Origin of the sequence: Mesorhizobium sp. ESP6-5, from assembly GCF_020164695.1 — a bacterium.
Lineage (GTDB): Bacteria > Pseudomonadota > Alphaproteobacteria > Rhizobiales > Rhizobiaceae > Mesorhizobium > Mesorhizobium australicum.
On the sequence record NZ_JAIUGR010000002.1, the window covers coordinates 283807 to 308877 of the forward strand.

Annotated in this window: 26 protein-coding genes; 20 read left to right on the plus strand and 6 right to left on the minus strand. The window is 63.7% G+C overall.

The genetic code is table 11. The features are described 5' to 3' along the window. Nucleotides 1-2 precede the first annotated feature (2 nt). The 6 genes from LB524_RS03755 to LB524_RS03780 are packed head-to-tail and all read left to right on the plus strand — an operon-like array spanning nucleotide 3 to nucleotide 5585. Nucleotides 3-1124, plus strand: a complete 1122-nt coding sequence (locus LB524_RS03755; RefSeq protein ID WP_015319035.1) for a class II histone deacetylase — start codon at nucleotides 3-5, stop codon at nucleotides 1122-1124. Nucleotides 1125-1128: 4 nt separating this feature from the next. Then, nucleotides 1129-1986 (plus strand): urea ABC transporter permease subunit UrtB, encoded by an 858-nt coding sequence (gene urtB, locus LB524_RS03760; RefSeq protein WP_140617460.1) that lies wholly within the window; start codon nucleotides 1129-1131, stop codon nucleotides 1984-1986. Continuing rightward, the gene (locus LB524_RS03765) at nucleotides 1983-2966 is read left to right on the plus strand and encodes a branched-chain amino acid ABC transporter permease (RefSeq protein ID WP_224523777.1); all 984 of its coding nucleotides are present in this window, start codon (nucleotides 1983-1985) and stop codon (nucleotides 2964-2966) included. The genes urtB and LB524_RS03765 overlap by 4 nt, the downstream gene beginning before the upstream one ends. Beyond that, a complete protein-coding gene (locus tag LB524_RS03770) occupies nucleotides 2966-3670 on the plus strand; it encodes an ATP-binding cassette domain-containing protein (RefSeq protein ID WP_015319038.1) in 705 nt (234 codons plus the stop codon). Before LB524_RS03765 ends, LB524_RS03770 begins: the two co-directional genes overlap by 1 nt. Nucleotides 3671-3672: 2 nt before the next feature. After that, entirely contained in the window at nucleotides 3673-4374 is a 702-nt protein-coding gene (locus LB524_RS03775; protein ID WP_015319039.1) for an ABC transporter ATP-binding protein, read from the plus strand. Nucleotides 4375-4415: 41 nt separating this feature from the next. Beyond that, entirely contained in the window at nucleotides 4416-5585 is a 1170-nt protein-coding gene (locus LB524_RS03780; RefSeq protein ID WP_140661558.1) for a substrate-binding protein, read from the plus strand. A 37-nt stretch (nucleotides 5586-5622) separates the two neighbouring features. Here the strand turns inward: LB524_RS03780 and LB524_RS03785 are convergent, their stop codons facing one another. After that, the gene (locus LB524_RS03785) at nucleotides 5623-7269 is read right to left on the minus strand and encodes an acetolactate synthase large subunit (RefSeq protein WP_224523779.1); all 1647 of its coding nucleotides are present in this window, start codon (nucleotides 7267-7269) and stop codon (nucleotides 5623-5625) included. 94 nt (nucleotides 7270-7363) lie between these two features. Beyond that, complete coding sequence (locus LB524_RS03790; RefSeq protein ID WP_224523781.1) at nucleotides 7364-8266, minus strand: LysR family transcriptional regulator; 903 nt, start codon at nucleotides 8264-8266, stop codon at nucleotides 7364-7366. 103 nt (nucleotides 8267-8369) lie between these two features. Between LB524_RS03790 and LB524_RS03795 the strand changes: the two genes are divergently transcribed. The 3 genes from LB524_RS03795 (at nucleotide 8370) to LB524_RS03805 (ending at nucleotide 10912) form a co-directional block, all read left to right on the plus strand. After that, on the plus strand, nucleotides 8370-9359 hold the full coding sequence (locus LB524_RS03795; protein WP_224523783.1) for a zinc-dependent alcohol dehydrogenase family protein: 990 nt from the start codon (nucleotides 8370-8372) through the stop codon (nucleotides 9357-9359). A 185-nt stretch (nucleotides 9360-9544) separates the two neighbouring features. Beyond that, nucleotides 9545-9844 carry a zf-TFIIB domain-containing protein gene (locus LB524_RS03800; protein ID WP_015319044.1) on the plus strand — a complete coding sequence of 100 codons (300 nt, stop codon included), beginning with the start codon at nucleotides 9545-9547 and terminating at the stop codon, nucleotides 9842-9844. 75 nt (nucleotides 9845-9919) lie between these two features. After that, nucleotides 9920-10912, plus strand: a complete 993-nt coding sequence (locus LB524_RS03805) for a Tim44 domain-containing protein (RefSeq protein ID WP_224523785.1) — start codon at nucleotides 9920-9922, stop codon at nucleotides 10910-10912. Nucleotides 10913-10937: 25 nt separating this feature from the next. On the opposite strand, the gene LB524_RS03810 is transcribed toward LB524_RS03805, so the two are convergent. After that, the gene (locus LB524_RS03810) at nucleotides 10938-12035 is read right to left on the minus strand and encodes a lactonase family protein (protein WP_224523787.1); all 1098 of its coding nucleotides are present in this window, start codon (nucleotides 12033-12035) and stop codon (nucleotides 10938-10940) included. A 198-nt stretch (nucleotides 12036-12233) separates the two neighbouring features. Here LB524_RS03810 and LB524_RS03815 point away from each other — a divergent pair, with 198 nt between their 5' ends. The 3 genes from LB524_RS03815 to LB524_RS03825 are packed head-to-tail and all read left to right on the plus strand — an operon-like array spanning nucleotide 12234 to nucleotide 15108. Beyond that, a complete protein-coding gene (locus tag LB524_RS03815) occupies nucleotides 12234-12785 on the plus strand; it encodes a MaoC family dehydratase (protein ID WP_224523789.1) in 552 nt (183 codons plus the stop codon). A 2-nt stretch (nucleotides 12786-12787) separates the two neighbouring features. After that, entirely contained in the window at nucleotides 12788-13948 is a 1161-nt protein-coding gene (locus tag LB524_RS03820; RefSeq protein ID WP_224523792.1) for a CaiB/BaiF CoA transferase family protein, read from the plus strand. 32 nt (nucleotides 13949-13980) lie between these two features. Beyond that, nucleotides 13981-15108, plus strand: coding sequence for an extracellular solute-binding protein (locus LB524_RS03825; protein ID WP_224524021.1), 1128 nt, complete (start codon nucleotides 13981-13983; stop codon nucleotides 15106-15108). Between the two features lie 9 nt (nucleotides 15109-15117). Here the strand turns inward: LB524_RS03825 and LB524_RS03830 are convergent, their stop codons facing one another. Together LB524_RS03830 and LB524_RS03835 are read right to left on the minus strand one after the other, a co-directional pair. Further along, entirely contained in the window at nucleotides 15118-15957 is an 840-nt protein-coding gene (locus LB524_RS03830; protein WP_224523796.1) for an amidohydrolase family protein, read from the minus strand. Nucleotides 15958-16021: 64 nt separating this feature from the next. Next, nucleotides 16022-16807: an IclR family transcriptional regulator gene (locus LB524_RS03835; protein ID WP_023771193.1), complete on the minus strand. Its 786-nt coding sequence runs from the start codon at nucleotides 16805-16807 to the stop codon at nucleotides 16022-16024. Nucleotides 16808-16975: 168 nt separating this feature from the next. Between LB524_RS03835 and LB524_RS03840 the strand changes: the two genes are divergently transcribed. The 8 genes from LB524_RS03840 (at nucleotide 16976) to LB524_RS03875 (ending at nucleotide 24262) form a co-directional block, all read left to right on the plus strand. Next, nucleotides 16976-18295 carry an ABC transporter substrate-binding protein gene (locus tag LB524_RS03840; protein WP_140724430.1) on the plus strand — a complete coding sequence of 440 codons (1320 nt, stop codon included), beginning with the start codon at nucleotides 16976-16978 and terminating at the stop codon, nucleotides 18293-18295. 127 nt (nucleotides 18296-18422) lie between these two features. After that, the gene (locus LB524_RS03845) at nucleotides 18423-19319 is read left to right on the plus strand and encodes a carbohydrate ABC transporter permease (protein ID WP_224523798.1); all 897 of its coding nucleotides are present in this window, start codon (nucleotides 18423-18425) and stop codon (nucleotides 19317-19319) included. A 2-nt stretch (nucleotides 19320-19321) separates the two neighbouring features. Further along, nucleotides 19322-20188, plus strand: a complete 867-nt coding sequence (locus LB524_RS03850) for a carbohydrate ABC transporter permease (protein ID WP_224523799.1) — start codon at nucleotides 19322-19324, stop codon at nucleotides 20186-20188. A gap of 4 nt (nucleotides 20189-20192) precedes the next feature. Then, entirely contained in the window at nucleotides 20193-21290 is a 1098-nt protein-coding gene (locus LB524_RS03855) for an ABC transporter ATP-binding protein (RefSeq protein ID WP_224523800.1), read from the plus strand. A 5-nt stretch (nucleotides 21291-21295) separates the two neighbouring features. Next, entirely contained in the window at nucleotides 21296-22408 is a 1113-nt protein-coding gene (locus LB524_RS03860) for a mandelate racemase/muconate lactonizing enzyme family protein (protein ID WP_140617474.1), read from the plus strand. Nucleotides 22409-22417: 9 nt separating this feature from the next. Further along, complete coding sequence (locus tag LB524_RS03865; protein WP_140661572.1) at nucleotides 22418-22747, plus strand: L-rhamnose mutarotase; 330 nt, start codon at nucleotides 22418-22420, stop codon at nucleotides 22745-22747. Beyond that, on the plus strand, nucleotides 22740-23816 hold the full coding sequence (locus tag LB524_RS03870) for a Gfo/Idh/MocA family protein (protein WP_224523801.1): 1077 nt from the start codon (nucleotides 22740-22742) through the stop codon (nucleotides 23814-23816). Before LB524_RS03865 ends, LB524_RS03870 begins: the two co-directional genes overlap by 8 nt. Continuing rightward, entirely contained in the window at nucleotides 23813-24262 is a 450-nt protein-coding gene (locus LB524_RS03875) for a MaoC/PaaZ C-terminal domain-containing protein (protein WP_224524024.1), read from the plus strand. Before LB524_RS03870 ends, LB524_RS03875 begins: the two co-directional genes overlap by 4 nt. Before the next feature lie 11 nt (nucleotides 24263-24273). Here the strand turns inward: LB524_RS03875 and LB524_RS03880 are convergent, their stop codons facing one another. After that, nucleotides 24274-25071, minus strand: coding sequence for an ABC transporter permease subunit (locus tag LB524_RS03880; RefSeq protein WP_015319060.1), 798 nt, complete (start codon nucleotides 25069-25071; stop codon nucleotides 24274-24276).

Below are 25071 nucleotides of genomic sequence, written 5' to 3' on the forward strand. Positions count from 1 at the left end.
GGATGGCGACAGGCTACGTTTTTCACGAACAGCTGATGTGGCATGATACCGGCTCCAGCGCCGACATGATGCCTCCCGGCCGTTTCGTGGAACCCGGACGCCACCTGGAATCGCCTGGATCCAAACGACGGCTCAACAATCTCATCCAGGTCAGTGGCCTGGCACGCCATCTGGTTCCGATCATTGCCGAACCGGTAACGGTGGAAGACCTGCTGCGCGTCCACACGCAACGCCACGTCGATGATATCAGGATGCTGAGCGAAGGCGGATCCGGTTTCGCCGGGCCTCAGGCACCGATCGGCCTCAACAGTTTCGACATCGCGCTGTTGTCCGCCGGCACCACCTATGCCGCGATGCGTGCGGTGCTGACCGGCCGCGTCGACAACGCCTATGCGCTGGCGCGGCCGCCCGGGCACCACGCCGAACCCGATCAGGCCATGGGCAATTGCCTGTTCTCCAACATCGGCGTCGCCGTGCGGCGGCTGCAGCACGAGGGCCTGCTCGGCCGTGCCGCCGTGGTGGACTGGGACGTGCATCACGGCAATGGCACCGAGACGGTGTTTTATTCCGATCCGTCGGTGCTGACGATTTCGCTCCATCAGGACAATCTATACCCGACCGGACGCGGCGCGCTCGTCGACAACGGCAAGGGACCCGGCGAAGGCTATAACATCAACGTCCCGCTGCCGGCCGGCAGCGGCACAGGCGCCTATGAAGCCACGTTCGACCGCGTCATCGGTCCTGCCTTGCGCGCGTTCAAGCCCAACCTCGTCATCGTCGCTTCCGGTTTCGACGCGTCCGGCTTCGATCCGCTCGGCCGCATGATGCTCAACAGCGAATGTTTTCGCCGCCTTGCCGCGCGCATGGTGGCGTTTGCGGCCGAAGTCTCGAACGGACGGCTGATGATGAGCCATGAAGGCGGCTATTCCGAGGGCTATGTGCCATTCTGCGGCCACGCCGTCATCGAGACGCTGGCCAATCACCGCACCGAGGTGGTCGACCCGCTGTCGGACCATATCGACGAGTGGGCGGGGCAGGACCTGCAGCCGCATCAGGCGGCGGTGATCGATGCCGCTGAAGGCCTGCTCGCGGGCTTGCGCCAACGCCTCGCCAGCGCGGCCTGAAGCGATGGATTTCGCCATCACGACATTGCTCAATGCGCTGACGCTGATCAGCATCCTGATGCTGGTCGGGCTCGGGCTGGCGATCAGCTTCGGCCTGATGAACGTGACCAATCTGGCGCATGGCGAGTTTGTGACCGTCGGCGCCTTCGCGGTATACTTCATCCAGAGTATGGGCGGCTCGTTCTGGCTGGGCCTGGCTGCGGCGCCGATCGCCGGCGCCGTGGTCGGCTGCATCCTGGAATTCGCCGTCATTCGCCACCTCTATTCGCGGCCGGTGTCGACGGTGCTTGCCACCTGGGGCGTCAGCCTCATCCTGCAGCAAGGGCTGGAATTGACCTTTGGCCTCGGCGCCAAGCCGGTGACGCCGCCGGTCGAGGGCACGCTCGACCTCTTCTTCACCGTCTATCCGGCCTACCGGCTGATCCTGATTGCCATCGCCATGCTGACCCTGCTCGGCGTCATCCTGCTGATCAGCCGGACGTCGTTCGGGCTCGACATCCGCACCGTCATCCAGAACCGCGAAATGGCGGAGGGCGTCGGTATCAACACGCGCCGCACTTACGCCATCGCCTTCACCTTCGGCGCGGCAATCGCGGGGCTGGCTGGGGGACTGGTCGCGCCCCTGGCGATCGTGCTGCCGCAGATGGGGGTGAACTATCTCGCCAACGCCTTCTTCGTCGTCATCGTCGGCGGGGTCGGCTCGATTGGCGGCCTCGTCGCCGGCAGCGTCTTCGTCGGCGGGCTGACCAGCATCCTCAACTACCAGATCTCGCCATCGCTGGCGCAGGCGGTCGTGCTGCTGGCGGCCATCGTCGCCGTGCGGGTGCGGCCCAACGGCCTGTTCAACGGGGCGTCGCGATGATCGCCCGCGACCGCAACTGGCTGCTGATCTTCGCCGTCTGCGTGGCGCTCGCGATCCTCTATCCCTTCCTCGCCGACGGCTACCAACTGACGGTGATCCGCGACGCGCTGATCTTCGGCCTGTTCGCGGCGAGCCTCGACTTCTTCTGGGGCCGCACCGGAATCCTGTGTTTCGGCCACGCCGCCTTCTTTGGCATCGGCGGCTACATCATGGCATTGGTCACGCTCAATGACGCGATCCCCTTCGCCAGCCTTGTCGGCATCACAGGCGCGGTCGCGGGGGCGGCCTTCGTCGCCGCCATCATCGGCTACTTCCTGTTCTTCGGCGGCATCCGCGGCAGCTACTTCACCATCGTCACGCTGGCCATGGGCGTCATCTGCCAGCAGGCGGCCATCTCCTGGAGTTCGGTCACCGGCGGCGACAGCGGCCTGATCGGGATCCCGCCGATCGAATTCGTTCTTGGCGGCCGGCATGTCGATCTCAGCCAGGACCTGTCGAGCTATATCTTCGTCGCGGTCATCGTGGCGGTGGCCGTTCTGTCGCTGTGGTCGATCAGCCGTGGCCGCTGGGGCACGGTGCTGACCGCCATTCAGGATAATGAGGTCCGGGCGGCGGCACTCGGCCACAATGCGCCGTTACGGCTGCTCGTCACCTTCATCCTTTCGGCAGCCATCGCCGGGCTTGCCGGCGCGCTCTATGTCTGCATGGCCGGGCTGGTTGCCCCCGATCTGTCCGGACTGCTTCTGTCGACGGAGGTCATTGTCTGGGTGGCGGTCGGCGGGCGCGGCACGCTGCTTGGCCCAGTGCTGGGCGCAATCTTCATCCAGCGCGCACAGCAGACGATCAGCAGCTTCAATCCGAGCCTGTGGCCGCTGCTGCTGGGCTGCGTCTTCGTCATCATCGTCTTTGTCCTGCCGGACGGCATCCTGTCGATCTATGCGCGGCTGAAGAGCCTGTTCAAAGGCAGGAGCCAGGCCTGATGAGCGACGTCCTGCTCCAAGCCGAAAATGTCGGCATCCGCTTCGGAGGGTTGCAGGCCCTCGAAGGATTGGACCTGACGGTCCGCGACAAGGCGCTCTGCTGCATCATCGGCCCGAACGGCGCCGGCAAGAGTACCTTCCTCAACGTGCTGACCGGCACGTTGCGCCCGACCAGCGGCAGCGTCCATTTCCTCGGCCGCGACATTGCCGGCCTGCCGCTGCATCGCATCGCCCGGCTCGGCATTGCCCGCAAGTTCCAGATCCCGTCGGTCTTCCCGAGCCTCTCGGTTGAGGACAACCTCAAGGTCGCACGATGGGGTGCCCCCTCCCCGGCGCGGCCAATCGGTGAATTGATGGAACTGGTCGCGCTGACCAATCGTGCTGCCACATTGGCCGGCGAACTGGCGCACGGCCAGAAGCAATGGCTGGAGATCGGCATGGCGCTGGCCATCGAGCCACGGCTGCTTTTGCTCGACGAGCCAACCGCCGGCATGACGCCGCAGGAGACGCTGGCGACGGCCGAAATGCTGCTGCGGCTGAAGGGCGAGTTCTCGATCGTCGCCGTCGAGCACGACATACGCTTCGTGCGGGCGCTGAATTGCGAAACGCTGGTGCTGCACCAGGGTCGCCGGCTTCGCAGCGGTCCTTTCCACGACATTGAGGCCGACGAGATGGTCCGCGACGTCTATCTGGGGAGGCGCTGACCATGCTGCGGACACTTGCCGTGTCGGCCGGCTACGGCCTGCTCCCGGTGCTGAACGGCATCGACCTCGGCGTCGCGGCGGGCGAAGTGGTCGGCCTGCTCGGCCGCAACGGCGCCGGGAAGACAACGCTGCTGCGCGTCATCGCCGGGGGCCTGAAGGCGAGCGGCGGTGCGGTGGTTCTCGGCGACCAGGATCTCACCAACGCCCCGGCCTTCCGCCGCGCGCGGGCGGGCATCGCCCATGTGCCGCAGGGCCGCGGTATCTTCAACCAGCTGACGGTGCGGCAGAACCTGGAAGTCGGCACGCGCGCCGCCAGGGATCGTGGCGACGGCGACATTCCAGCCGACATCTTTGGCTATTTTCCCATCCTTCGCGAGCGCGAGGCGCAGACCGCCGGTACGCTCTCGGGGGGCCAGCAGCAGATGCTGGCGATAGGCCGCGCACTGTGCGGCCTGCCGTCGGTGCTGCTGCTCGACGAGCCTTCGGAAGGCATCCAGCCGAACATCGTGCAGTCGATCGCCGAGCTGGTGCCGCGCATCGCGCGCGAGCGCGGCATCGCCATCGTCCTGGTCGAGCAGAATCTCGATCTCGTCCTTAAGGCGGCGGACCGCTGCCTGGTGATGGAGAAGGGCAGGATCGTGCATGAGGGCACGCCGGAAGCATTCGCCGACGAGACCCTGCTGAAGGACCTCTTGGCTTTGTAAGGCGTGCATGGGGCGCGCCTGGACTGGAAGGGAACACAACAATGATAAACAGAAGAACTGTTCTGAAATCCGGCGGCGCCGCGGCCGCCTTCGCAATGGTCGGCGCGCCGGGAATCCTGCGCGCCGCAGACACGGTCAAGGTCGGGCTGTCGATCCCGATCACCGGGCTGCAGGCGATCCTCGGCGAGACGCTGCTCAACTGCTACAAGCTCGCCGCCGCCGAACTCAACGCCGCCAACGGCATTGGCGGGCGCCAGGTGGAGCTCTTCATCGAGGACAACCAGACCACGACCAAGGGCTCCATCGACAAGGCCCGCAAGCTCCTCAACGAGGACAAGGTCGACGTGATCATGGGAACGATCATTTCGCCCGAGCGCAGCGCCACGCTTTCCGTCACCTCGAAGGCCAAGAAGCTGTTCTTCTACCCGACCAATTTCGAGGGCGGCGAATGCAATCGCTACTTCGTCGCCACCGGACCTATCCCGATGCAGCAGGTAGACCCGATGATGCCGTGGGTGGCCGAAAACCTCGGCAAGACCATCTACATCATGGCGTCCGACTATGCCTGGCCGCAGAAAATGACCGAGGCGATCACAGCCGCCTATGAAAAGGCCGGCGGCAAGATTGTCGGCGCCGACTATTATCCGTTCGGCACCACGGATTTCGGCCCGGCCTTCCAGAAGATCAAGTCGCTGAAGCCCGACGTCGTGTGGTCGATGGTGGTCGGCAACGACGCCGTCACGCAGCTCAAGCAGTATCGCAGCTTCGACATCAAGCAGCCTCTGATCGCACCGCTCGACGAGGTCTTCAACAAGGACGCGCTGCCGCCTGGCGTCGCCGCCGGCACCTACGCGCCGCAGCCCTACTGGATGGCGCTCGACAACCCGGTCAACAAGAAGTTCATCGCGAACTTCCGCGAAAAATTCGGCCAGGAGAAGATGGTCAATGGCATCGGCGAGGCCGGCTATAACGGCCTGCATCTCTACGCGCTGGCGGCGGAGAAGGCCGGCTCGCTGAAGGACGACGATGTGCTCAAGGCGCTGCCGACGATCGAGTTCGATGCGCCACAAGGCAAGATCCGGGTCGATGCCAGCAACAACCACACACTCTGCCATTCCTATGTCGGCAAGGCGGCGGCGGACGGCATCGGCTACGAGATCGTCAAGGATTTCGGCACGATCGCGCCGGTAACGCCTTACTGCAAGCTGTAGGCATCAACCGATCCTGACGGCGGCTTTGCCGCTGCCGTCAGGGTGCCTTTGGCGCCGGCAGTCGCTCTCGCAATTCGTCGACGAGCACCCTGGTGTTTTCGGAATAGTCGATGGGCACCACGACGAGATGCACGCCGCCGCCGGCGAAGGCCTGTTCCAACGCCGGTTGCAGGTCGGCTATCGCGCCAACCCTGGTGCCCCTGGCGCCATAGGCTTCGGCGTATTTGACGAAGTCGGGATTGCCGAAGGTCATGCCGAAATCCGGGAATTCGTCGACAGCCTGCTTCCAGCGTATCATGCCATAAGCGTGGTCTTCCAGCAGCAGGATGACGAGATTGAGCTTGAGCCGGACAGCAGTCTCCAGTTCCTGGCTGTTCATCATGAAACCGCCGTCGCCGCAAATGGCCATGACACGGCGTCGGGGATAGAGCAGTGCCGCCATCATCGCCGACGGCAGGCCGGCACCCATGGTGGCCAGCGCATTGTCGAGCAGCAGCGTGTTGGCCATGCGCGTGCGGTAGTTGCGCGCGAACCAGATCTTGTACATGCCGTTGTCCAGCGCGAGGATCCCGTCGGCCGGCATCACAGCGCGCACATCATGTACGATGCGCTGCGGCGTGAAACGGTCTTCGGTGGCGCGCGCGGCGATGCGGCTCAAAATGCCTTCGCGCAGCGGCAGCAGGGCCTGCGCGTTGGGAATCCTGCCCTCGATGCGGTCCGCCAGCAGCGCCAGCGACGGGCCGAGGTCGCCGACGATCTCGGCTTGCGGGAAATAGACCTGCTCGACATCAGCCGTCTGGTAGCCGACATGAATGACCTTCGGCCCTTTCGCGCCCATGATGAAGGGCGGCTTCTCGACCGTGTCGTGGCCGATGGTGATGATCAGATCAGCCTGCTCGATGGCCTCGTGCACGTAGTCGCGTTCCGAAAGAGCCGCCGTTCCCATGTAGAGCTCGGTGCCGCCGGGCACCGTGCCCTTGCCCATCTGCGTGGTAAAATAGGGAATCTGCGTTCGCAGCACGAACTGGGCGACATCGGGAGTCACCCGCGGGCGCGACGCCGCGGCGCCGAACATCAGCAGCGGACGCTTGGCCTCGATGATCATGCGGGCGGCGCGATCGAGCGCGCCAGCGCTGGCCAGGGGCAATTCGACCGGATGTGTCGGCACCAGCGCGATCGGCTCGCATTCCGCCGCCGCGATGTCTTCCGGCAGTTCGAGGTGCACGGGGCCGGGGCGCTCTTCCTGGGCGACGCGGAAGGCTTCGCGCACCAGCGACGGGATCATCCTAGGCGAGACGATCTGGCGCGACAGCTTGGTCAGCGGCTTCATCGCCGCGACGATATCGACGATCTGGAAGCGCGCCTGCCGGGACGACAGGATGCCCTTCTGGCCGGTGATCATGATCATCGGCATCGCGCCGAGCAGCGCATAGGCAGAGCCGGTGGTCAGATTGAGCGCGCCGGGGCCAAGCGTGGTGATGCACACACCCGGCTTGCCGGTGAGCCTGCCATAGGTGGCGGCCATGAAGGCCGCCGCCTGCTCGTGGCGCGTCAGGATCAGCTGGATCGACGAGCGGCGGATGGATTCGACGATGTCGAGATTTTCTTCGCCCGGAATGCCGAAAATTCGTTCGACCCCTTCATTTTTGAGGGCCGCCACGAACAGATCCGAACCTTTGGTCATGAACCGTTTCTCCTGCGATGCGCGCATTCCATCAGCCACCTTCATATGGCACCGGAACGTCACGCCTCAAAGAGCGCAAGCCGTCTGTTGGCGATCACGCCATCATTTTCGGCAAGGCGGCCGCCAATGCGTCGACGGCCAGCCGGACCTTGAGCGACAGATGCGGCGTCCGCAGCCAGAGCGCATGGCAATCGTAGGGATAGCGCGGCTGGTCCGGCAACAGCTCGACCAGCGTGCCGGCCTGGATGCGCTCGCGAGGCAGCCAGTAAGGCAACCACGCCAGCCCCATGCCGTCGACGGCGGCATCGGCGATGGCATCCAGATCGTCGAGCCGCAGCCGGCCGTTTGGGGTTACCTCGAGCGCAGTCTGCCCCTCGCGCGGAAATAGCCACGGCTGAACGATCATGCCGAGCCGGCGGTAGACAATCGCCTGGTGATCGGCGAGGTCCTCGATCCGCCGTGGCTCGCCATGAATTTCAAGATAGGAAGGCGCGGCACAGACGACCATGTCCTGGCGTGCAAGGCGACGCGCGATCACGCCGGCCTTGTCGTCCAGACCGCCGGTCCGGATGGCAAGGTCATAGCCATCCTCGGCAAGATCGGCGAAACGGTCGCTGAGCGAGAGGTCGAGTTCCAGCATTGGATATTGCCTTGCCAGCTTCAGCAGCACGGGGGTGACGCAGTGGCGCCCGAAATGCGCCGGCATGGTGACACGCAGTTTTCCGCGCGGCTCCGAGAGCTGGTCGGCGGCGAGCGCATCGGCGGCTTCGGCCTCGGCCAGCACCAGGCGACACCGCTCATAATAGGCGCGGCCGAAATCGGTCAGGCTCTGGCGGCGCGTGGTCCGGTTAATCAGACGCATGCCAAGCCGCTCCTCGAGAAACCGGACATGCTTGCCGACCATCGGTCCGGATAGATCGAGCGCGGTGGCCGCCGCCGCGAACGAGCCAAGATCGACCGCCCTGACGAACACGGCCATGCTCTCGAGCCTATCCATATTCGAAACTCATGGTTTCTACTGAACAATCCAAACAGCCGTTTATCGCACAAAGCTTTCGCGTCATAGCTCATTCAGTGTCAAATATTTTGGAGTGAGCCAAATGGCCCGTATCATTCGCTTCCACCAGCATGGCGGTCCCGAGGTCCTGCGCATCGAGGAGGTCGACCTTCCGCCACCGGGTCCGGGCGAGGTTCAGATCCGCGTCAAGGCGCTCGGCCTCAACCGCGCCGAGGCGCTGCTGCGCGCGGGCAGCTACATTGAGACACCCGTCCTGCCCTCCGGGCTTGGGCTGGAAGCGGCGGGCGTCGTCGAGGCAATCGGCGAAGGCGTGATGGGGCTGGCACATGGTGACGCCGTGAGCGTCATCCCGCCGCAATCGATGGTTCGCTGGCCGGCTTACGGTGAGCTTGTCACCTTTCCCGCGGGGCTCATCGTCGAGCATCCGGCGTCCCTCGACTGGCAAACCGCGGCGGCGGTCTGGATGCCGTACCTCACCGCCTACGGCGCCCTGATCGACATCGCCAGGCTGCGCCGCGAAGAGGTCGTCGTCATCACGGCGGCTTCGAGCAGCGTCGGGCTTGCGGCGATCCAGATCGCCAACAGCGTTGGCGCGATAACGATCGCGGTGACGCGGACATCGGTGAAGAGGCAGGCTCTGCTCGACGCCGGCGCGGCGCATGTCGTGGTCCTTGAGGAAGAGGAACTTGCCGACAGACTGAACCAGATCGCCGGGCCGCAAGGCGTGCGCGTGGTGCTGGATGCGATCGGCGGGCCGATCTTCGAGCCGCTGACGGCGGCGATGTCGCGCGGCGGCATTCTGATCGAATATGGCGGCCTCAGCAGCCAGCCGACGCCGTTCCCGTTGCCTGCGGTACTGGGCAAGGCCCTGACATTGCGCGGCTATCTCGTGCACGAGATCACCGGCAACCCGGAGAAGTTGGAGGCGGCCAAGGCATTCATCCTCGAAGGCCTCGCGGACGGCGCGCTCAGGCCGATCATCGACAGGATCTTTCCCTTCGACCGGATCGTCGAGGCGCATCGCTATCTCGAATCGAACGGGCAGTTCGGCAAGATCGTGGTGACTGTTTGAGCAGCAAATCGTTCTCACCGGCAACATTGCCCCTTGAAGGCTTCGCCCCGCATTCCTAACTCCCGTGTGCGGGCCGGGCCCCTCTGACTGTCGCTTTGGCGACCGTGATGTCGGACCGCTTCAACGGGCCCGTTTCCATTCCTTTCGGTTAAGCGGGCTCATTCCTTTCTGGTTAGGAGCCCCACATGACATCTTCCCTCCTTGGCATGGTTTGCCCCTCCTGCCGCGTCGCCCTCGTGATGAGCGAACGCCAGGGGATCGAGATCGACTACTGTCCGCAGTGCCGCGGCGTCTGGCTCGATCGTGGCGAACTCGACAAGATCATCGAACGGTCCACCAGGGACGCGTCTCCCGCGCCGCAGCCACAGCCGGCGCCGTTTGCCCAGCCGCAACACGGCCGGGACCGCGATGACGACTATTCCCGCTCGCATGGCCACCGCTATCCGAAGCGAAAGAAATCATTTTTCGAAGAGCTGTTCGATTGACCATATGAGGCCGGTCTTTCCAAGGCCGGCCCTTTGCCGAAAACGCCCGAAACCACAGCGATAAAGGTCACCCCGATGATTTCCCGCACAAGCCGATTTGCCACCCTCTTTGCCGGCCTGTTCCTTGCATTCTCCATGGTCGCGATCGATCATGCCGAGGCGCGGCGCGGCGGCAGTTTCGGCAGCCGCGGCACACGCACATTCCAATCGGCACCGCCGACCCGGACCGCGCCGGCGCCGACCGCGCCGGTCGAGCGTTCGATGACACCCAACACCGGCGTCAACAATGCTGCCCGGCAACCGCAGACCGGCCTGCAGAGGCCCGGCTTCATGAGCGGCTTCGGTGGAACGATGATGCGCGGCCTGCTGATCGGCGGCCTGATCGGACTGCTCCTTGGCCAAGGTTTCGGCGGCCTCGCCGGCATGTTCGGATTCCTGCTCCAGGCCCTGCTCATCGGTGGCGCGATCATGCTGGCCATCAGGTTCTTCCGGTCGCAATCCGCGCGTGGCCCCGCGCCCGCGCTCGCCGGCATGGGCGATGCCCAAGCTTCACGGTTCGAGAACCGCGCAACGGCACAGCAGAACACGAGCAGCGCTGGCTCCTTCACAATTCCCGGGTTTGGCGGCGGATCGGGCGGAGGCTACGAGACCACCCGATCCGAAGAGATCACGCTGGCCCAGGCCGACCTCGACGCGTTCCAGCAGTTGTTGACCGATGTCCAGGAAGCGTTCGGGCGCGAAGACCATGCGGCCTTGCGCCGGTCGGTCACACCCGAGATGGTATCCTATCTATCGGAAGAGCTGGCCGACAATGCCAAGAAAGGTCTCAGGAACGAAGTGTCCGATGTCACCCTGCTGCAGGCCGACATCGCGGAAAGCTGGCGCGAGGATGACCGCGACTACGCCACGGCGGCGTTGCGCTACGAGTCTCGCGACGTGATGCGCGAACGGGCGAGCGGCAAGGTCATCGAAGGCAACGAGGAGCACCCGACGGAGACGACCGAGTTGTGGACGTTCACGCGCCAGAATGGCTCGAACTGGAAGCTCTCGGCCATCCAAGAGGCTTGAGCCCGGCTAGTCTGCTGGCCGGCGGTCACGCGACGATCTTGACACACATCGGCGTGCCGATCTCGATGCCGCGCCCGGTGTCGGTCAGCATGCCGTTGCCGGCGTCGCGGACGAAGATCGAAATGCGGTCGGCATTCTGGTTGGCGGAGAACAGATGGCCGCCCGAAGGCGTCAGCGCCAGATTGCGCGGCGTGGCGCCTCCGCAAGGGACATAGCCGACAAGACTTAAGCTGCCGGTCTGCTCGTCGACCGCCATAATGACGACGCTGTCGTGGCCACGGTTGCCGCCATAGACGAAACGGCCGTCCGGCGAGATCTGGATATCGGCGCAGTGATTGCTGTCGCGGGCCTCGGCTGGCACCGCCGGCTTGGTGTCGATGATCGATAGCCTGCCGGTCGCATTGTCGAGCGCCAACGACACGACGGTCGAATCCAGCTCGTTCATGACAAAGACAAAGCGGCCGTTCGGGTGCAAGGCGATGTGACGCGGGCCGGCACCCGGAGGGAGCGCGGACTCTGCGAGCTTCACCAGACTTCCGTCCTGTCCGATCCGATAGGACACCAGCCGGTCGATGCCGAGATCGGCGACGATTGCCGTTCCACCGGCAATGGTTTCGGTGACGCTGTGGGCATGCGAGCGTTCCTGCCGCGTCGCGTTGGGGCCGGTGCCCTTGTGCGAAACGCTGGCCAATGGCGCGGACAGTGCGCCCTCCCCGTCGAAACCATACACAGCCACCGCACGGTCCGGACCACCCTCGCCCACACCGTAATTGGCGACCAGGAGTTTGGTGCCGTCGCGCGTGATGGTATTGTGCGCCGTGATGCTGCCCAGCGATGGCTGTTTGTTCAAATAGGCGAGCGTACCCGAGCCGCGATCGAAGCTGTAGGCCGAGACCGTTCCCTCGCGCCAGATGAAGACTTCCGAATTGGCGTAGATGCGCGAGCCATTCGGCGTCACCGACAGGAAGGTAGGGTTGTCGACATCATTCGTCTCGGCCAGCTTGCTTGTTTCCAGCGTTTCCTCGTCGAAGCTGTAGACACTAAGGCCGACGCCTCGCGCACCCTGAAAATAAGGCGCTTCGCGGTTCAGGCTGCCGACGAAGACCAGACAGGCTTTGCGCATGTTTTCCCTCCCCTGCCGCCGGTGCTCGGTACCGTGGGACCGCCAAAATTTCGCTTGTCCTCGCTTGCAACGCAATCCCATATGTGAAAATAGTATTTACAAAAGAAGATTGACGGGAGGAGATGTCGTGCACTCAGGCGCCTTGACGCGTGCTCGAATAGCTGGATGGGCGCTCTCGCGAGCCCGATGGACTAGGCCATGAGCGATTTCGCGCCAACCGTTGGCGTCGTCTCGACGCATCCCAGGAATATGCCCGCCGATCATGCCGCCCTGCCGGTGTGGAATGCCGAGAACTGGTTCTATGAGGACTGGCCGGTCGGCCAGAAAATCCGCTCGCTGCGTCGCACCATGGCCGAGGGCGACAGTCACCTTTTCAACACGCTGGTGCTCGACATCCATCCTTACGTGCAGGACCAGATGTTTGCCGAGAGCGAGGGCATTTTCGGCAAGCGGCTGATTGCCGGCGCGTTCGTCTTCTCGGCGGGCCTCGGGCTGGTCGCCACCAACTGCGTCAACGCTTTTTCCTATGGCTATGACAAGCTACGATTCATAAAGCCTGTCTTCATCGGCGACACGATCTATTCGATCCGTTCCAACCTCGACAAGCACCCCCGCTACAAGGAAATGGGGCTGATCCGCGCCAGCTACGAGGTGTTCAAGGGTGAAGGCGAACTCGTTCTTTATTGCGAGCATCTGCAGACGGTGAAGTACCGCAACCCGGCTGATTTCGCCGGCAAGACGGAGAAGTAGAGATGCCGGCAGCAGCCGAATTGCCGCTTGCCGGTCTCGTCGTCGTCGACGTGAGCCAGTTCCTGTCCGGGCCCTACTGTTCGCTCAGGCTGCTCGATCTCGGCGCCCGCGTCATCAAGATAGAGCGTCCTGACGGCGGCGACCTGTCGCGCCGGCTCTATCTCAGCGACACCGAGATCGGCGGCGATTCCACCATCTTCCATGCCATCAACCGGGCCAAGGAAAGCCTCGCCATCGATCTGAAGAACGAGGCGGACCTCAACACATTGCGCGGGCTGCTGGCCAAGGCCGATGTGCTGATCCAGAATTTCCGGCCGGGCGTCATCGAGCGCCTTGGCCTCGACTACGAGACCGTCCGCCAGATCAATCCGCGCCTGGTCTATGCCTCGATCAGCGGCTATGGCGAGGATGGCCCGTGGGTGAAGCGCCCAGGCCAGGATCTGCTGGCGCAGTCGCGCTCCGGCGTGATGTGGCTGAACGGCGACGAAGACCAGGGGCCGGTGCCGTTCGGCCTCGCCATCGGCGACATGCTGGCGGGTGCGGCCTGCGCGCAAGGCATCCTGGCCGCACTGGTGCGGCGCGGCATCACTGGCCAGGGCAGCCATATCGAGACCAGCCTTCTGGAAGCGCTGGTCGACTTCCAGTTCGAGGTGCTGACCACGCATCTCAATGACGGGCGCCGCCTGCCCAGGCGCTCGAGCTTCCGCAGCGCGCATGCCTATCTCTCGGCGCCTTATGGCGTCTATCCGGCCAAGGACGGCTATCTCGCCATCGCCATGACGCCGATCCCCAAGCTGGCCGACCTTTTGTCGCTCGATGAACTGGCTCCCTATCGCGACAAGCCGGCATCCTGGTTCACCGCGCGCGACGACATCAAGGCGATCATCGCCCAGAGGATTGCCACGAAAACCATCGACGAATGGCTGGCCATTCTCGAGCCTGCCGACATCTGGTGCGCCAAGGTGCTGACCTGGCCGGAGATGCTGGCAAGCGAGGGTTTTCAGGCCCTCGACATGCTCCAGACGGTGACGCGCGAGGACGACGTCTCGATCCTCACCACCAGTTCGCCGCTCAGGGTCGATGGGATCAGAGCCAAGGTCGACCGCGCGGCACCACGCATCGGCGAGCACAGTGCCGCGATCCGCGCGGAGTTCGGTCTGTGAGCACGCGCTCCATTAAGCCCACGCTGAGGGGCATGACCTGGAGCCACCCGCGCGGCTACGATCCGATGGTCGCGTGTTCATCTCTGTGGGAGCGGAAGACCGGCGTCGCCATCGAATGGGACAAGCGTTCACTGCAGGATTTCGAATCCTTCCCGGTCGAGGAGTTGGCCCGCGCCTATGACCTCATCGTCATCGACCATCCGCATGTCGGCCAGATCACGGCGGAGCGCTGCCTCGAGCCTCTCGACGTCCCTGGCCGCGAGGCGGAGCGCGCCGCGCTTGCCTCGGAGAGCGTTGGCCAGTCCTATCCGAGTTACACCTGGCAAGAGCGGCAATGGGCGTTCCCGATTGATGCGGCCAGCCAGGTGCAGGCCTGGCGACCGGATGCGCTCGATGCGCCGGCAGCGACGTGGAGCGACGTGCTCGATCTCGCCCGGCAGGGTCGCGTGTTGCTGCCGTTGCGGCCGCCGCATTGCCTGATGACCTTCTACACGTTGGCCGGTAATCTCGGGCATCCCTGCGCGACCGATCCGTCGGGCGATCTCATCGCTGTCGAGACGGGCTGCGAAGTCTTCGAGACGATGCGTGAGATCGCCGCGCTGGTCGACCCGACCTGCTTCGACATGGATCCGATCGCCGTTTCGGAACGCATGGCCGAGGCTGGTTCCCGCATTGTCTGCGCGCCGCTGATCTATGGCTACGTCTCTTATGCGGCGTCGGGTTTTCGCGCCAACAGGTTGGCTTTTGCCGACATCCCGGTGGTCGGTTCCAATGGTCCGATCGGCTCGGCGCTCGGCGGCACAGGCATAGCCGTATCGGCCTTCTCCAAGGCTAAAGAGGCAGCGATCGATTTTGCCTATTGGGTCGCCAGCGGCGATGTCCAGCGTGGCGTCTATGCCGCCGCCGGCGGCCAGCCGGGCCATGCGGCTGCCTGGGAAGACCAGACTATCAATGAAGTGGCCGGCAACTTCTATCGGGGCACGCGCGCGACGCTGGAGGGCGCCTGGGTGCGGCCGCGCCATGACGGCTACATGGCGTTCCAGCAGGCGGCGTCCGATCGCATCAATTCCGGCCTGACCTCCGGCCATCCGGCCGGCCAGGTCATCGCCGATCTCATCAGCCTGTTCCGGGCCAGTTCCCCCTCGCCTGGCGAGGGCTGAGCGAGGTCGTTATTTCAACCACCAAAGCCTGCGGGCATTGCCCGACAACAGCCTGTCACGCTCCGAAACGCTGCAACTCGAGAGCAGCGCATGGGTCGCCGCCACCCAGGTCGAGAGACCGCCACCGAGCGTGCAGACCGGCCAGTCGCTGCCCCAGACGACGCGGTCCCAGCCGAATGAACTGATGGTGTGTTCGACGTAAGGCCGCAGCGTATCGACGGTCCAATTGGCGGCGTCGGTATAGGCTACCACGCCGGAAATCTTGGCCATTACGTTCGGGCGCCGTGCGATCTCGCTCATGTGTTCGCGCCAGGGATGCTCGGCTCCGCCCTTGATGTCGGGAACGCCGCAATGGTCGAGGACGAACTGTACGTCGGGCGCCAGTTCGGCGAGCGCGATCGCCTTGGGAATCTGATGCGGCAGCACGACGAGGTCGAAGGTCAAGCCGGTGCCGCCAAGCCGCTTGATGTTGTCACGGAACAGTGCGCCTTCCGAAAGATCGTCCGGGACGACGTGAAGGACGCGGCGGAAACCCTTGACGAAGGGATTTGCCTGCTGGCGTTCGAGATAAGCGGCAAAGTCAGCGTCTTCGGGACGGCAGGATGCTATCGCCCCAGAAAGCATGCTGCCCGCTTGACGCGAGAGGCCCTCGACACGGGCGGTTTCCGCCTCGATGTCGGCCGGGTCGACATCGACCTCCATGTGCAGCACGCGTTCGACACCGGCACGCTTTGCCTCCGTGGCGTATTCCTCATAGGAGAAATCGCGGTTCAGTGCCGGTACGCCGGCAAGCCAGGGGTAACGAAGCCCCGAGCGATCGATGAGATGCAAATGGGTGTCGATGATCATGGCGGGCTCCTCCTGCAGCTTTTTTCGATCCTCTCACGGAGGAATTCTTCATTCAAATAAGAATTTAGGCCGATGAGCCGACGGCCGACCCAGCCAGGTGCGACAGCTTCTCGCAGGTTGCGAGCAGCAACTCGATGGTGCGGGTGATGTCGGGTGCCGAGGGCGCGTTGACGACGGTAATGTAGGGGATCGACAGCGCCGCTATGGCCTTGCCGTCGGAACCACGCACCGGAGCGGAAAGGTTGAAGACGCCTGCCGTCTGCATGGAAGCCATCATCTCGTAGCCGCGGTCGCGGATCTGGTCGAGACGGGCGAAGAACTCGGCCGGCTGCGCGGTCTTGTCGGTGCTGCGGACGTGCTCCGAGATCATCATCTGCCGCTCTTCCGGTGAACGGAAGGCGAGCAGGACATGGCCTGAACCGGTGTCGAACAGGCTGATGTGGGAGCCGACCCGGATCGAAATCCCCCAGTAGTTCGGCGCCTCCTGCTGGCCTATCACCACGGCGGAACCGCGATCAAAAACAACGAGTTGGTTGGCCTGCTGCGAGGTCTCGGCCAGTTCGCGCATCAGCGGCGTCGCATAGGAAACCAGCCGCCGCACCGGCGCGTGCAATTGTGCCAGGCCAAACAGCTTGAGCGTCAGCGAATAGCGGTCGCCATCGAGCCGCGTGACGTAGCCGCGCCGCACCAGCCGGTCCAGCATGCGGTAGAATTCGTTAGGGCTGCGGTCGAGCTTCTTGGCGATTTCCGCCTGGGTCAGGCCACCGTCCACGCCCGCTAGAAGCTCAAGGATGTCGAGCCCCTTGTCGAGCGCCGGCGCGCGATAACGCTCATCTTCGCTGTCGTCCACGGCTCATCCCTCCAGTGAATTCGTGTCTTCATATACGCAGGAACGCGGCCGACGGAAACAAATTTCGCCTTGACGTACGGATGAATGTTTTGTTTGTATATAAATGTAGCATTTCTTGTCACGTGACGAGTTGCGGGCGCCACCGAGGCGCACCCAGGGAGGATACCAATGAACAGACTGCTTTCCGGCGTATGCGCCGGCGCATTGATGCTTGCGTCAGGCGCAGGCACCGCCCTTGCCGGCGACCTGCCCGGCAAGTTCGACGGCGTGACCGTCGACGTGAAGCTGATCGGCGGCCAGCAATATGAAAAGCTCTACGAGCGCATTCCCGAATGGGAGAAGGCGACAGGCGCCAAGGTCAACATCCTGACAAAGAAGAACGGCTTCGACATCGACAAGGAATTGAAGTCCGACATCGCCTCGGGCAGCACCAACTGGTGCGTCGGCTGGAATCATTCCTCCTTCGCGCCGCAATACACCGGCCTCTACACCGACCTCAGCAAGCTCCTGCCGAAGTCGGAGATCGACGCCTTCGTGCCGTCGACGATCAAGGCGGCAACCATCGACGGCAAGCTGGAAATGCTGCCGCGTGCGCAATTCGACGTCTCGGCGCTCTACTACCAGAAGAGCCTGTACGAGAACGCCGACAACAAGACCAAGTTCAAGGCTAAATACGGCTATGATCTGGTGCCGCCGGACACCTGGAAGGAAGTCACCGACCAGGCTGAGTTCTTCGCCAACCCGCCCAATTTCTACGGCACGCAGTTTGCCGGCAAGGAAGAGGCGATCAATGGCCGCTTCTACGAAATGGTCGTTGCCGAGGGCGGCGAATATCTCGACAAGGACGGCAAGCCGGTCTTCAATTCCGAAGCCGGCATCCGGGCGCTCGACTGGTTCGTCAACCTCTACAAGGCCAAGGCCGTGCCGGCCGGAACCACCAATTACCTCTGGGACGATCTCGGCCAGGGCTTTGCCTCGGGCACCGTCGCGATCAATCTGGACTGGCCGGGCTGGGCCGGCTTCTTCAACGATCCGAAATCGTCGAAGGTCGCCGGTAATGTCGGCGTCAAGGTCGCGCCGAAAGGCTCCGCCGGAGTGCGCACCGGCTGGTCGGGGTTCCATGGCTTCTCGGTGACCGAGAACTGCCCGAACAAGGAAGCAGCGGCATCGCTCGTATGGTGGCTGACCAACGAGGACAGCCAGAAGCTCGAGGCCACCGCCGGCCCGCTGCCAACGCGCACCGCGGTCTGGGATTGGGACCTGCAGCAAGCCGCCAACGACCCCTACAAGAAGGAGGTTCTGTCGGCTTTCCAGGAAGAAGCCAAGCACGCCTTTGCCGTGCCGCAGACGCCTGAGTGGATCGAGATCTCGAACGCCGTCTATCCCGAGTTGCAGGCCGCGATCCTCGGCGACAAGACCTCCAAGCAGGCACTGGACGAAGCCGCTGCAAAGGCGACGCAGATCCTGCAGGACGCCGGCAAGCTGTAAGCATTGCTCACAAGATTGCCTCCTCCATCGTCAAATGGGGGAGGCGATCGCCTTTTGCCGGCGTTGCCCGTTTCATCATGTCGGGCCCCGGCCCAAAAATCTGAATGCCAGACACCAGAGGAGCCCGATGAAGGGCCTCAAGCCATCCGCGCCGTTCCTGCTGCTGCTTCCGGCCATCGTCGTTCTGGCGGCGGTCGTCGTGGTGCCGCTGCTTCTGTCGCTCTATTCAAGCTTCACGCCGTTCCGCCTGACCAAGCCCGAGACGTTCTTCGTCTTCATCGGCCTCAGGAATTACCTGTCGATCCTGGCCAACACCGATTTCTGGTGGGCATTCGGCCGTACCGTCCTGTTGCTGACGATCGCGCTCAATCTTGAAATGCTGCTTGGCCTTGGTCTCGCCATGCTGGTTGAGAAGGCGACGCGCGGCCAGCGCATCCTGCGCACGCTGATGATGTTTCCGATGATGTTCTCGCCGATCCTCGTAGGCTTCCAGTTCAAGTTCATGTTCAACGACAATATCGGCCTGGTGAACAATGCGCTGCAGTCGCTTGGCATCACCAGGGACGCCATCCCGTGGCTGATCGAGGGTCACCTCGCCTTCATCGCCATCTCGGTTGCCGAGATCTGGTCGTCGACGGCGATCTTCGCCATCCTGATCCTCGCCGGGCTGCTCGCCATGCCCAAGGAGCCGATCGAGGCGGCGCGCGTCGATGGCTGCACGCCGTGGCAGACCTTCCGCTATGTGATCTGGCCGTTCGTCATGCCCTTCGCCTACATCGCCATGACCATCCGCTCGCTCGACGTGGCGCGTGCCTATGACATCGTCAAGATCATGACCGATGGCGGTCCGGCCGGCCGTACCGAGCTGCTCTGGACACTCGTGGCGCGCACCGCCTACAGCGACGGGCGCATGGGCATGGCCAACGCCATGGCCTACTTCTCGATCCTGCTGTCGATCGCCTTTACCGTCTATTTCTTCAACAAGCTCGCCGCGGCGCGCACGCAAATCGGCGCGGAGTGGTGAAGATGGACGAGAATTCTTCCGCGCGCCTTAAGCGCAGGCTGCTTGATATCATCTATCGCATCGGCCTGTTCCTGGCGATGCTGACCATCTGCCTGCCGGGCCTGTGGATCGTGCTCTCGTCGCTGCGGCCGACGGTCGAGATCATGGCCAAGCCGCCAGTGTGGATCCCGCAGGATATTTCGTTCGACGCCTATGTCGCGATGTTCTCAGGCATCGGCAAGGGCGGCATCCCTGTCATCGAATATTTCCGCAACTCGCTGATCATCTCGGTGACTTCGACGGTGATCGCGGTCGCCATCGGCATGGCGGGCGGCTATGCCTTTGCGCGCTATCGCTTTCGCGGCAAGTCGAGCGTCTTCCTCGGCCTGATGCTGACGCGCACGGTGCCCGGCATCGCGCTGTCGCTGCCGCTGTTCTTCCTCTATGTGCGGCTCGGTATCATCGACACGCATTTCGGGCTGATCCTTGCCTATGTCGCGCTCAACGTGCCGTTCACCATCTGGCTGATCGACGGCTTCTTCCGCCAGGTGCCGAAAGACCTTGCGGAAGCCGCACAAATCGACGGCTGCACGCGCTGGCAGGCCTTTTGGCAGGTCGAGTTCCCGCTCGCCGGACCAGGCATCGCATCGGCCGCCATCTTCGCCTTCCTGACCTGCTGGAACGAATTCGCGCTGGCCTCCCAACTGACCCGCTCGGTCAGCGCCAAGACGCTGCCGGTCGGCCTGCTCGACTACACGGCCGAGTTCACCATAGACTGGCGCGGCATGTGCGCGCTCGCCGTGGTGATGATCATTCCGGCGCTCACCCTCACTTTCATCGTCCAGAAGCACCTTGTCGGCGGCCTGACCTCCGGCGCGGTGAAAGGCTGATCTCATGGCAACGGTTTCCCTCAAAAAGCTGACCAAGCGCTACGGCAATATCGAGATCGTGCATGGCATCGACCTCGACATCACCGACCGCGAATTCATCGCGCTGGTCGGTCCTTCCGGCTGCGGCAAGTCGACGACGCTGCGCATGATAGCCGGGCTGGAAGAGATCAGCGCCGGTTCGATCGAGATTGGCGGGCGCGTCGTCAACGATTTGCCGCCGCGTTCGCGCAACATCTCGATGGTGTTCCAGTCCTATGCGCTCTACCCGCATATGACGGTGCGCGAAAACCTCGGCTTCTCCTTGAAGATCGCCGGCGCCGCCAAGGACGACATGGATCGCCGCGTCGCCGAGGCCTCGGCTATCCTGGGGCTCGATGCTTTGCTCGACCGTCGGCCGTCGCAACTGTCCGGCGGCCAGCGCCAGCGCGTCGCCATGGGTCGTGCCATCGTGCGCGACCCCGACGTCTTCCTGTTCGACGAGCCGCTTTCCAATCTCGATGCCAAGCTCAGAACGCAGATGCGCACCGAGATCAAGAAGCTGCACGCCAAGGTGCAATCAACGGTGATCTACGTCACCCACGACCAGGTCGAGGCGATGACGCTTGCCGACCGTATCGTCATCATGCGCGACGGACATCTCGAACAGGTTGGCACCCCAGATGAAGTGTTCCGCCGGCCGGCGACGCGCTTCGTTGCCGGCTTCATCGGCTCACCGCCGATGAATTTGCACGAGGCGACGGTCGACGAGGGCCAGCTGGTTTTCGCCAGCGGCGCCAAGCTGCCCCTGCCCGGTCAGTTCAAGGCCAATGTCGCTGGCGGCGACAAGGTCGTGTTCGGGTTGCGGCCAGACGACATCTATCCGACCGGCCATGGTATCAGCTCCGGCGGCGCGGCCGACGTGCATCAGATCGAACTGCCGATCACCGTCACCGAGCCGCTCGGCAACGAGACGTTGGTGTTCGTCGAGTTCAACGGCAGTGACTGGGTGTCTCGCATGCTGAACCCCAGGCCGCTGAAGCCAGGCGAGCGCGTCGCCATGAGCCTCGACCTGTCGCAGGCGCATCTGTTTGCCGCTGAGACCGGAAAGACATTGCGGAGCTGACCGACATGGCCAAGATCGAAAAGATAGAATTGCGCATGGTCGACCTTGTGCCCAAGGTCAAACGCACCGACGCGATCCAGAGCTTCGTCAGCCAAGAGACGCCAATCGTCACCATCACCGATTCCGACGGCGCGGTCGGAACCGGTTACAGCTACACGATCGGCACCGGCGGCTCGTCGGTGATGCGGCTTCTGTCCGACCACCTGGCGCCGCGCCTGATCGGCCGCGATCCTGATATGATCGAAGCGATCTGGCACGATCTCGAATTCGCCACCCACGCCACCACGATCGGCGCCATCACGGCAATCGCCATCGCGGCGATCGACACAGCGCTCTGGGACCTCAGGGCGAAGAAACAGGGCCTGCCGCTATGGAAGCTCGCTGGCGGCGCCAAGGACCGCTGCCCGCTTTACACGACAGAAGGCGGCTGGCTGCACATCGAGACGCAGGCGCTGGTCGACGATGCGGTGGCCGCCAAGGCCAAGGGGTTTCGCGGCTCGAAAGTGAAGATCGGCAGGCCGCATGGCTCCGAGGATCTCGCGCGGCTGTCGGCGGTGCGCAAGGCGGTGGGCGACGGCTACGAGATCATGACCGACGCCAATCAGGGTTTCTCCGTCGACGAGGCGATCCGGCGTGCGGCGAGGCTTCGAGAACTCGATCTCGCCTGGATCGAGGAGCCGCTGCCGGCCGACGACATAGACGGGCATATCAGGCTGTCGAATTCGACGCCGACGCCGATCGCCATCGGCGAGTCGCTCTATTCCGTCAGGCACTTCCGCGAATACATGCAGAAAGGCGCCTGCTCGATCGTGCAGGTCGATGTCGGCCGCATCGGCGGCATCACGCCCTGGCTCAAGATCGCCCATGCGGCGGAGGCCTTCGACATTCCAGTCTGCCCGCATTTCCTGATGGAATTGCATGTCAGCCTGACCTGCGCTGTTCAGAACGGCAGGTATGTCGAGTACATTCCGCAACTCGACCAGTTGACCGGCAAGCACATGCGCATCGAGGATGGGCATGCGCTGGCGCCCGACGAGCCCGGTATCGGCATCGATTGGGACTGGGACGCGGTCAAGGCCATGAGCATCGCCGAATTCACCACGGCGATTACGAGATAAGGAGCTGATATGCAGCGGATGGGATTTGTGCTTGGGCTGAAGCCGGAGAAGGTCGAGGACTATGTTCGCCTCCATGCCGCCGTCTGGCCGGACGTGCTGACCATGATTTCGGCATGCAACATCAAGAACTATTCCATTTACCTGAAGCGGCCGGAGAACCTGCTGTTCAGCACCTTCGAATACCACGGCATCGACTACGAGGCCGACATGGCCAAGATGGCGGCCGATCCGAGGACGCAGGAATGGTGGGCCGTCTGCATACCTTGCCAGGAGCCGCTTGCGACCCGCAAGGAGGGTGAATGGTGGGCTTCGATGGACGAGGTCTTCCACCATGACTGAGGCCGGTTTCGACCCTGCCTCACTCGTCCAGGCCTGGGCCAAACCCTCACAACCCCGACCGATCGTCACTTTTGGTGCAGGGTCGATTGTCGGCGACGCGCATTTCCCGGCCTACCGAAAAGCGGGGTTTCCGATCGCCGGTCTTTACGATCCGGACCAGGCCAAGGCGCAGGCCCTGGCCGATAAATGGGACGTGACGGCGTTCCGTTCGGTGCAAGAAGCCGCTGGAGTTAAGGACGCGATCTTCGATCTGGCAACCCCACCAGGGCGGCACGCCGATATCCTGAAGGCGCTGCCCGGCGGTGCGGTCGCCCTGATCCAGAAGCCGATGGGCAATTACCTCGGGGAGGCAAGCGAAATCCTCGAAATCTGCCGCGCCAAGAAGCTCAAGGCGGCTGTGAATTTCCAGCTCCGCTTCGCGCCGATGATGCTGGCGCTGAAGGACGCCATCGCCAAGGGCTGGCTCGGCGAGGTCGTCGATTTCGACGCCTGGCTGGCGCTGGCGACGCCGTGGCAGTTGTGGGAATTCCTGCTCAAGGCGCCGCGCGTCGAGATCGCCATGCACTCGATCCACTATCTCGACCTGATCCGGCAGTTGCTCGGTGACCCCAAGGGCGTGCATGCCAAGACGCTCGGCCATCCCAATCATTCCGTGGCGCAGACGCGCACCAGCGCCATTCTCGACTATGGCGACACCGTGCGCTGCGCGCTATCGATCAACCACGACCACAAGTTCGGGCGCCGGCATCAAGCCTGCGAATTTCGCGTCTGCGGCACCGAGGGTGCCGCCTATCTCAAGCTCGGTCTCAATCTCGATTATCCCCGGGGCGAGCCGGACATTCTGGAAATCTATCCGAAGGGCGGATCGGACTGGATCGCGGTGCCCTTGGCCGGCGAGTGGTTTCCCGACGCCTTTGTCGGGCGCATGGCAAATGTTCAGCGCTTTGCATCCGGCGAAGACGCCGAACTGATCAGTTCGGTCGAGGATGCATGGAACACAATGGCGCTGGTGGAAGCCGCCTATCGTTCGAGCGCGGCGCCGGCGACGCCGGTCGCGGAAAGGCCCTGATGGAACAGATCCAGTATTTCGAGGATTACGAGATCGGCTCGACACGGCTGACCAGCGGCCGCACGATTACCGAGACCGACTTCATCGTCCATGCCGGTCACACCGGCGATTTCTTCCCGCACCACGTGGACGCCGAGTTCATGAAGACAACGCCGTTCGGCCAGCGCATCGCGCATGGCACGCTGGTGTTCTCGGTCGGCATCGGGCTGACGGCAACGGTCATCAATCCCGTCGCCTTTTCCTATGGCTACGACCGGCTGCGCTTCATCAAGCCCGTGTTCATCGGCGACACGATCCGCACACGCACCACCATCGCGGCCAAGGAGGACGACCCCAAGCGACCAAGTTCCGGACGCGTGATCGAGCGCTGCGAAGTGATCAACCAGCGCGGCGAGGTGGTGCTGGCGACCGACCACATCTACATCGTCGAACGCCAGCCGGCCTGAGGCAATGTCCGCTATGCGCCGGTAGCGCGCTTGGTGATGCGCTCCAGACCGAGCAGCAGGACCAGCGTTGCCGCCACCAGGATCATGGTGAGCGCCGCCCCGGCAAAGATGTCGCCGCGATCGGTCAGTGAGAAAATCGACACCGGCAGCGTCACCCAACCCGGCGGATAGACCATCACGGTCGCGCCAAGCTCGCCCATGGACAGCGCGAAGCTCAGCCCGAAGGCCGCGACCAGATAGGGTGCGAGCAAGGGCAGCGTGACATGCCGGAGCCGATAGGCAGGGCGTGCGCCAAGGCTCGACGCGACCTGCTCGAAATCGGGCGACAGCCGCGCAAGCCCGGCCGAGACATTGCCGAAGGTGAAAGCCGAGATCAGCACGAAATGCGCGATCATGACGATTGCGATCGTGCCGTTGAGCAACAGCGGCGGATGGCTGAACGCAACCAGCAGGCCAAGGCCGACCGACACCGAAGGCACAGCGCTCGGGATGAAGAACAGCAGGCCGAGTGCCCTCGCCAGCGTGGCGCCCTGGATGCGCAGCGCAAGTGCTGCCCAGGTGCCGCTGACCAGCGCCAGCGCGCTGGCCAGGAAGCCGGTGACGAGGCTGGCCTTGACCGCGTTCCAGGCCGCGCCGCGCGCGACATCGGTGTAGTGCTCCGTGGTCAAGCCATTGGGCAGCACGCCGTTCCACTGGTCGGCCAAGCTGGACAGCAGGATCACCGCCAGCGGCGCCAGGAACAGCACGCCGAAGATCAGCGCGAAGATCACCCAGATGACGAAGCGACCGGAACGCGACCAGACCAGCAT

What these genes read in the sequence shown, in the direction of transcription:
- LB524_RS03755 (WP_015319035.1), top strand. Translation starts at nt 3, where the DNA reads ATGGCGACAGGCTACGTTTTTCACGAACAGCTGATGTGGCATGATACC.
- urtB (WP_140617460.1), top strand. Translation starts at nt 1,129, where the DNA reads ATGGATTTCGCCATCACGACATTGCTCAATGCGCTGACGCTGATCAGC.
- LB524_RS03765 (WP_224523777.1), top strand. Translation starts at nt 1,983, where the DNA reads ATGATCGCCCGCGACCGCAACTGGCTGCTGATCTTCGCCGTCTGCGTG.
- LB524_RS03770 (WP_015319038.1), top strand. Translation starts at nt 2,966, where the DNA reads ATGAGCGACGTCCTGCTCCAAGCCGAAAATGTCGGCATCCGCTTCGGA.
- LB524_RS03775 (WP_015319039.1), top strand. Translation starts at nt 3,673, where the DNA reads ATGCTGCGGACACTTGCCGTGTCGGCCGGCTACGGCCTGCTCCCGGTG.
- LB524_RS03780 (WP_140661558.1), top strand. Translation starts at nt 4,416, where the DNA reads ATGATAAACAGAAGAACTGTTCTGAAATCCGGCGGCGCCGCGGCCGCC.
- LB524_RS03785 (WP_224523779.1), bottom strand. Translation starts at nt 7,269, where the DNA reads ATGACCAAAGGTTCGGATCTGTTCGTGGCGGCCCTCAAAAATGAAGGG.
- LB524_RS03790 (WP_224523781.1), bottom strand. Translation starts at nt 8,266, where the DNA reads ATGGATAGGCTCGAGAGCATGGCCGTGTTCGTCAGGGCGGTCGATCTT.
- LB524_RS03795 (WP_224523783.1), top strand. Translation starts at nt 8,370, where the DNA reads ATGGCCCGTATCATTCGCTTCCACCAGCATGGCGGTCCCGAGGTCCTG.
- LB524_RS03800 (WP_015319044.1), top strand. Translation starts at nt 9,545, where the DNA reads ATGACATCTTCCCTCCTTGGCATGGTTTGCCCCTCCTGCCGCGTCGCC.
- LB524_RS03805 (WP_224523785.1), top strand. Translation starts at nt 9,920, where the DNA reads ATGATTTCCCGCACAAGCCGATTTGCCACCCTCTTTGCCGGCCTGTTC.
- LB524_RS03810 (WP_224523787.1), bottom strand. Translation starts at nt 12,035, where the DNA reads ATGCGCAAAGCCTGTCTGGTCTTCGTCGGCAGCCTGAACCGCGAAGCG.
- LB524_RS03815 (WP_224523789.1), top strand. Translation starts at nt 12,234, where the DNA reads ATGAGCGATTTCGCGCCAACCGTTGGCGTCGTCTCGACGCATCCCAGG.
- LB524_RS03820 (WP_224523792.1), top strand. Translation starts at nt 12,788, where the DNA reads ATGCCGGCAGCAGCCGAATTGCCGCTTGCCGGTCTCGTCGTCGTCGAC.
- LB524_RS03825 (WP_224524021.1), top strand. Translation starts at nt 13,981, where the DNA reads ATGACCTGGAGCCACCCGCGCGGCTACGATCCGATGGTCGCGTGTTCA.
- LB524_RS03830 (WP_224523796.1), bottom strand. Translation starts at nt 15,957, where the DNA reads ATGATCATCGACACCCATTTGCATCTCATCGATCGCTCGGGGCTTCGT.
- LB524_RS03840 (WP_140724430.1), top strand. Translation starts at nt 16,976, where the DNA reads ATGAACAGACTGCTTTCCGGCGTATGCGCCGGCGCATTGATGCTTGCG.
- LB524_RS03845 (WP_224523798.1), top strand. Translation starts at nt 18,423, where the DNA reads ATGAAGGGCCTCAAGCCATCCGCGCCGTTCCTGCTGCTGCTTCCGGCC.
- LB524_RS03850 (WP_224523799.1), top strand. Translation starts at nt 19,322, where the DNA reads ATGGACGAGAATTCTTCCGCGCGCCTTAAGCGCAGGCTGCTTGATATC.
- LB524_RS03855 (WP_224523800.1), top strand. Translation starts at nt 20,193, where the DNA reads ATGGCAACGGTTTCCCTCAAAAAGCTGACCAAGCGCTACGGCAATATC.
- LB524_RS03860 (WP_140617474.1), top strand. Translation starts at nt 21,296, where the DNA reads ATGGCCAAGATCGAAAAGATAGAATTGCGCATGGTCGACCTTGTGCCC.
- LB524_RS03865 (WP_140661572.1), top strand. Translation starts at nt 22,418, where the DNA reads ATGCAGCGGATGGGATTTGTGCTTGGGCTGAAGCCGGAGAAGGTCGAG.
- LB524_RS03870 (WP_224523801.1), top strand. Translation starts at nt 22,740, where the DNA reads ATGACTGAGGCCGGTTTCGACCCTGCCTCACTCGTCCAGGCCTGGGCC.
- LB524_RS03880 (WP_015319060.1), bottom strand. Translation starts at nt 25,071, where the DNA reads ATGCTGGTCTGGTCGCGTTCCGGTCGCTTCGTCATCTGGGTGATCTTC.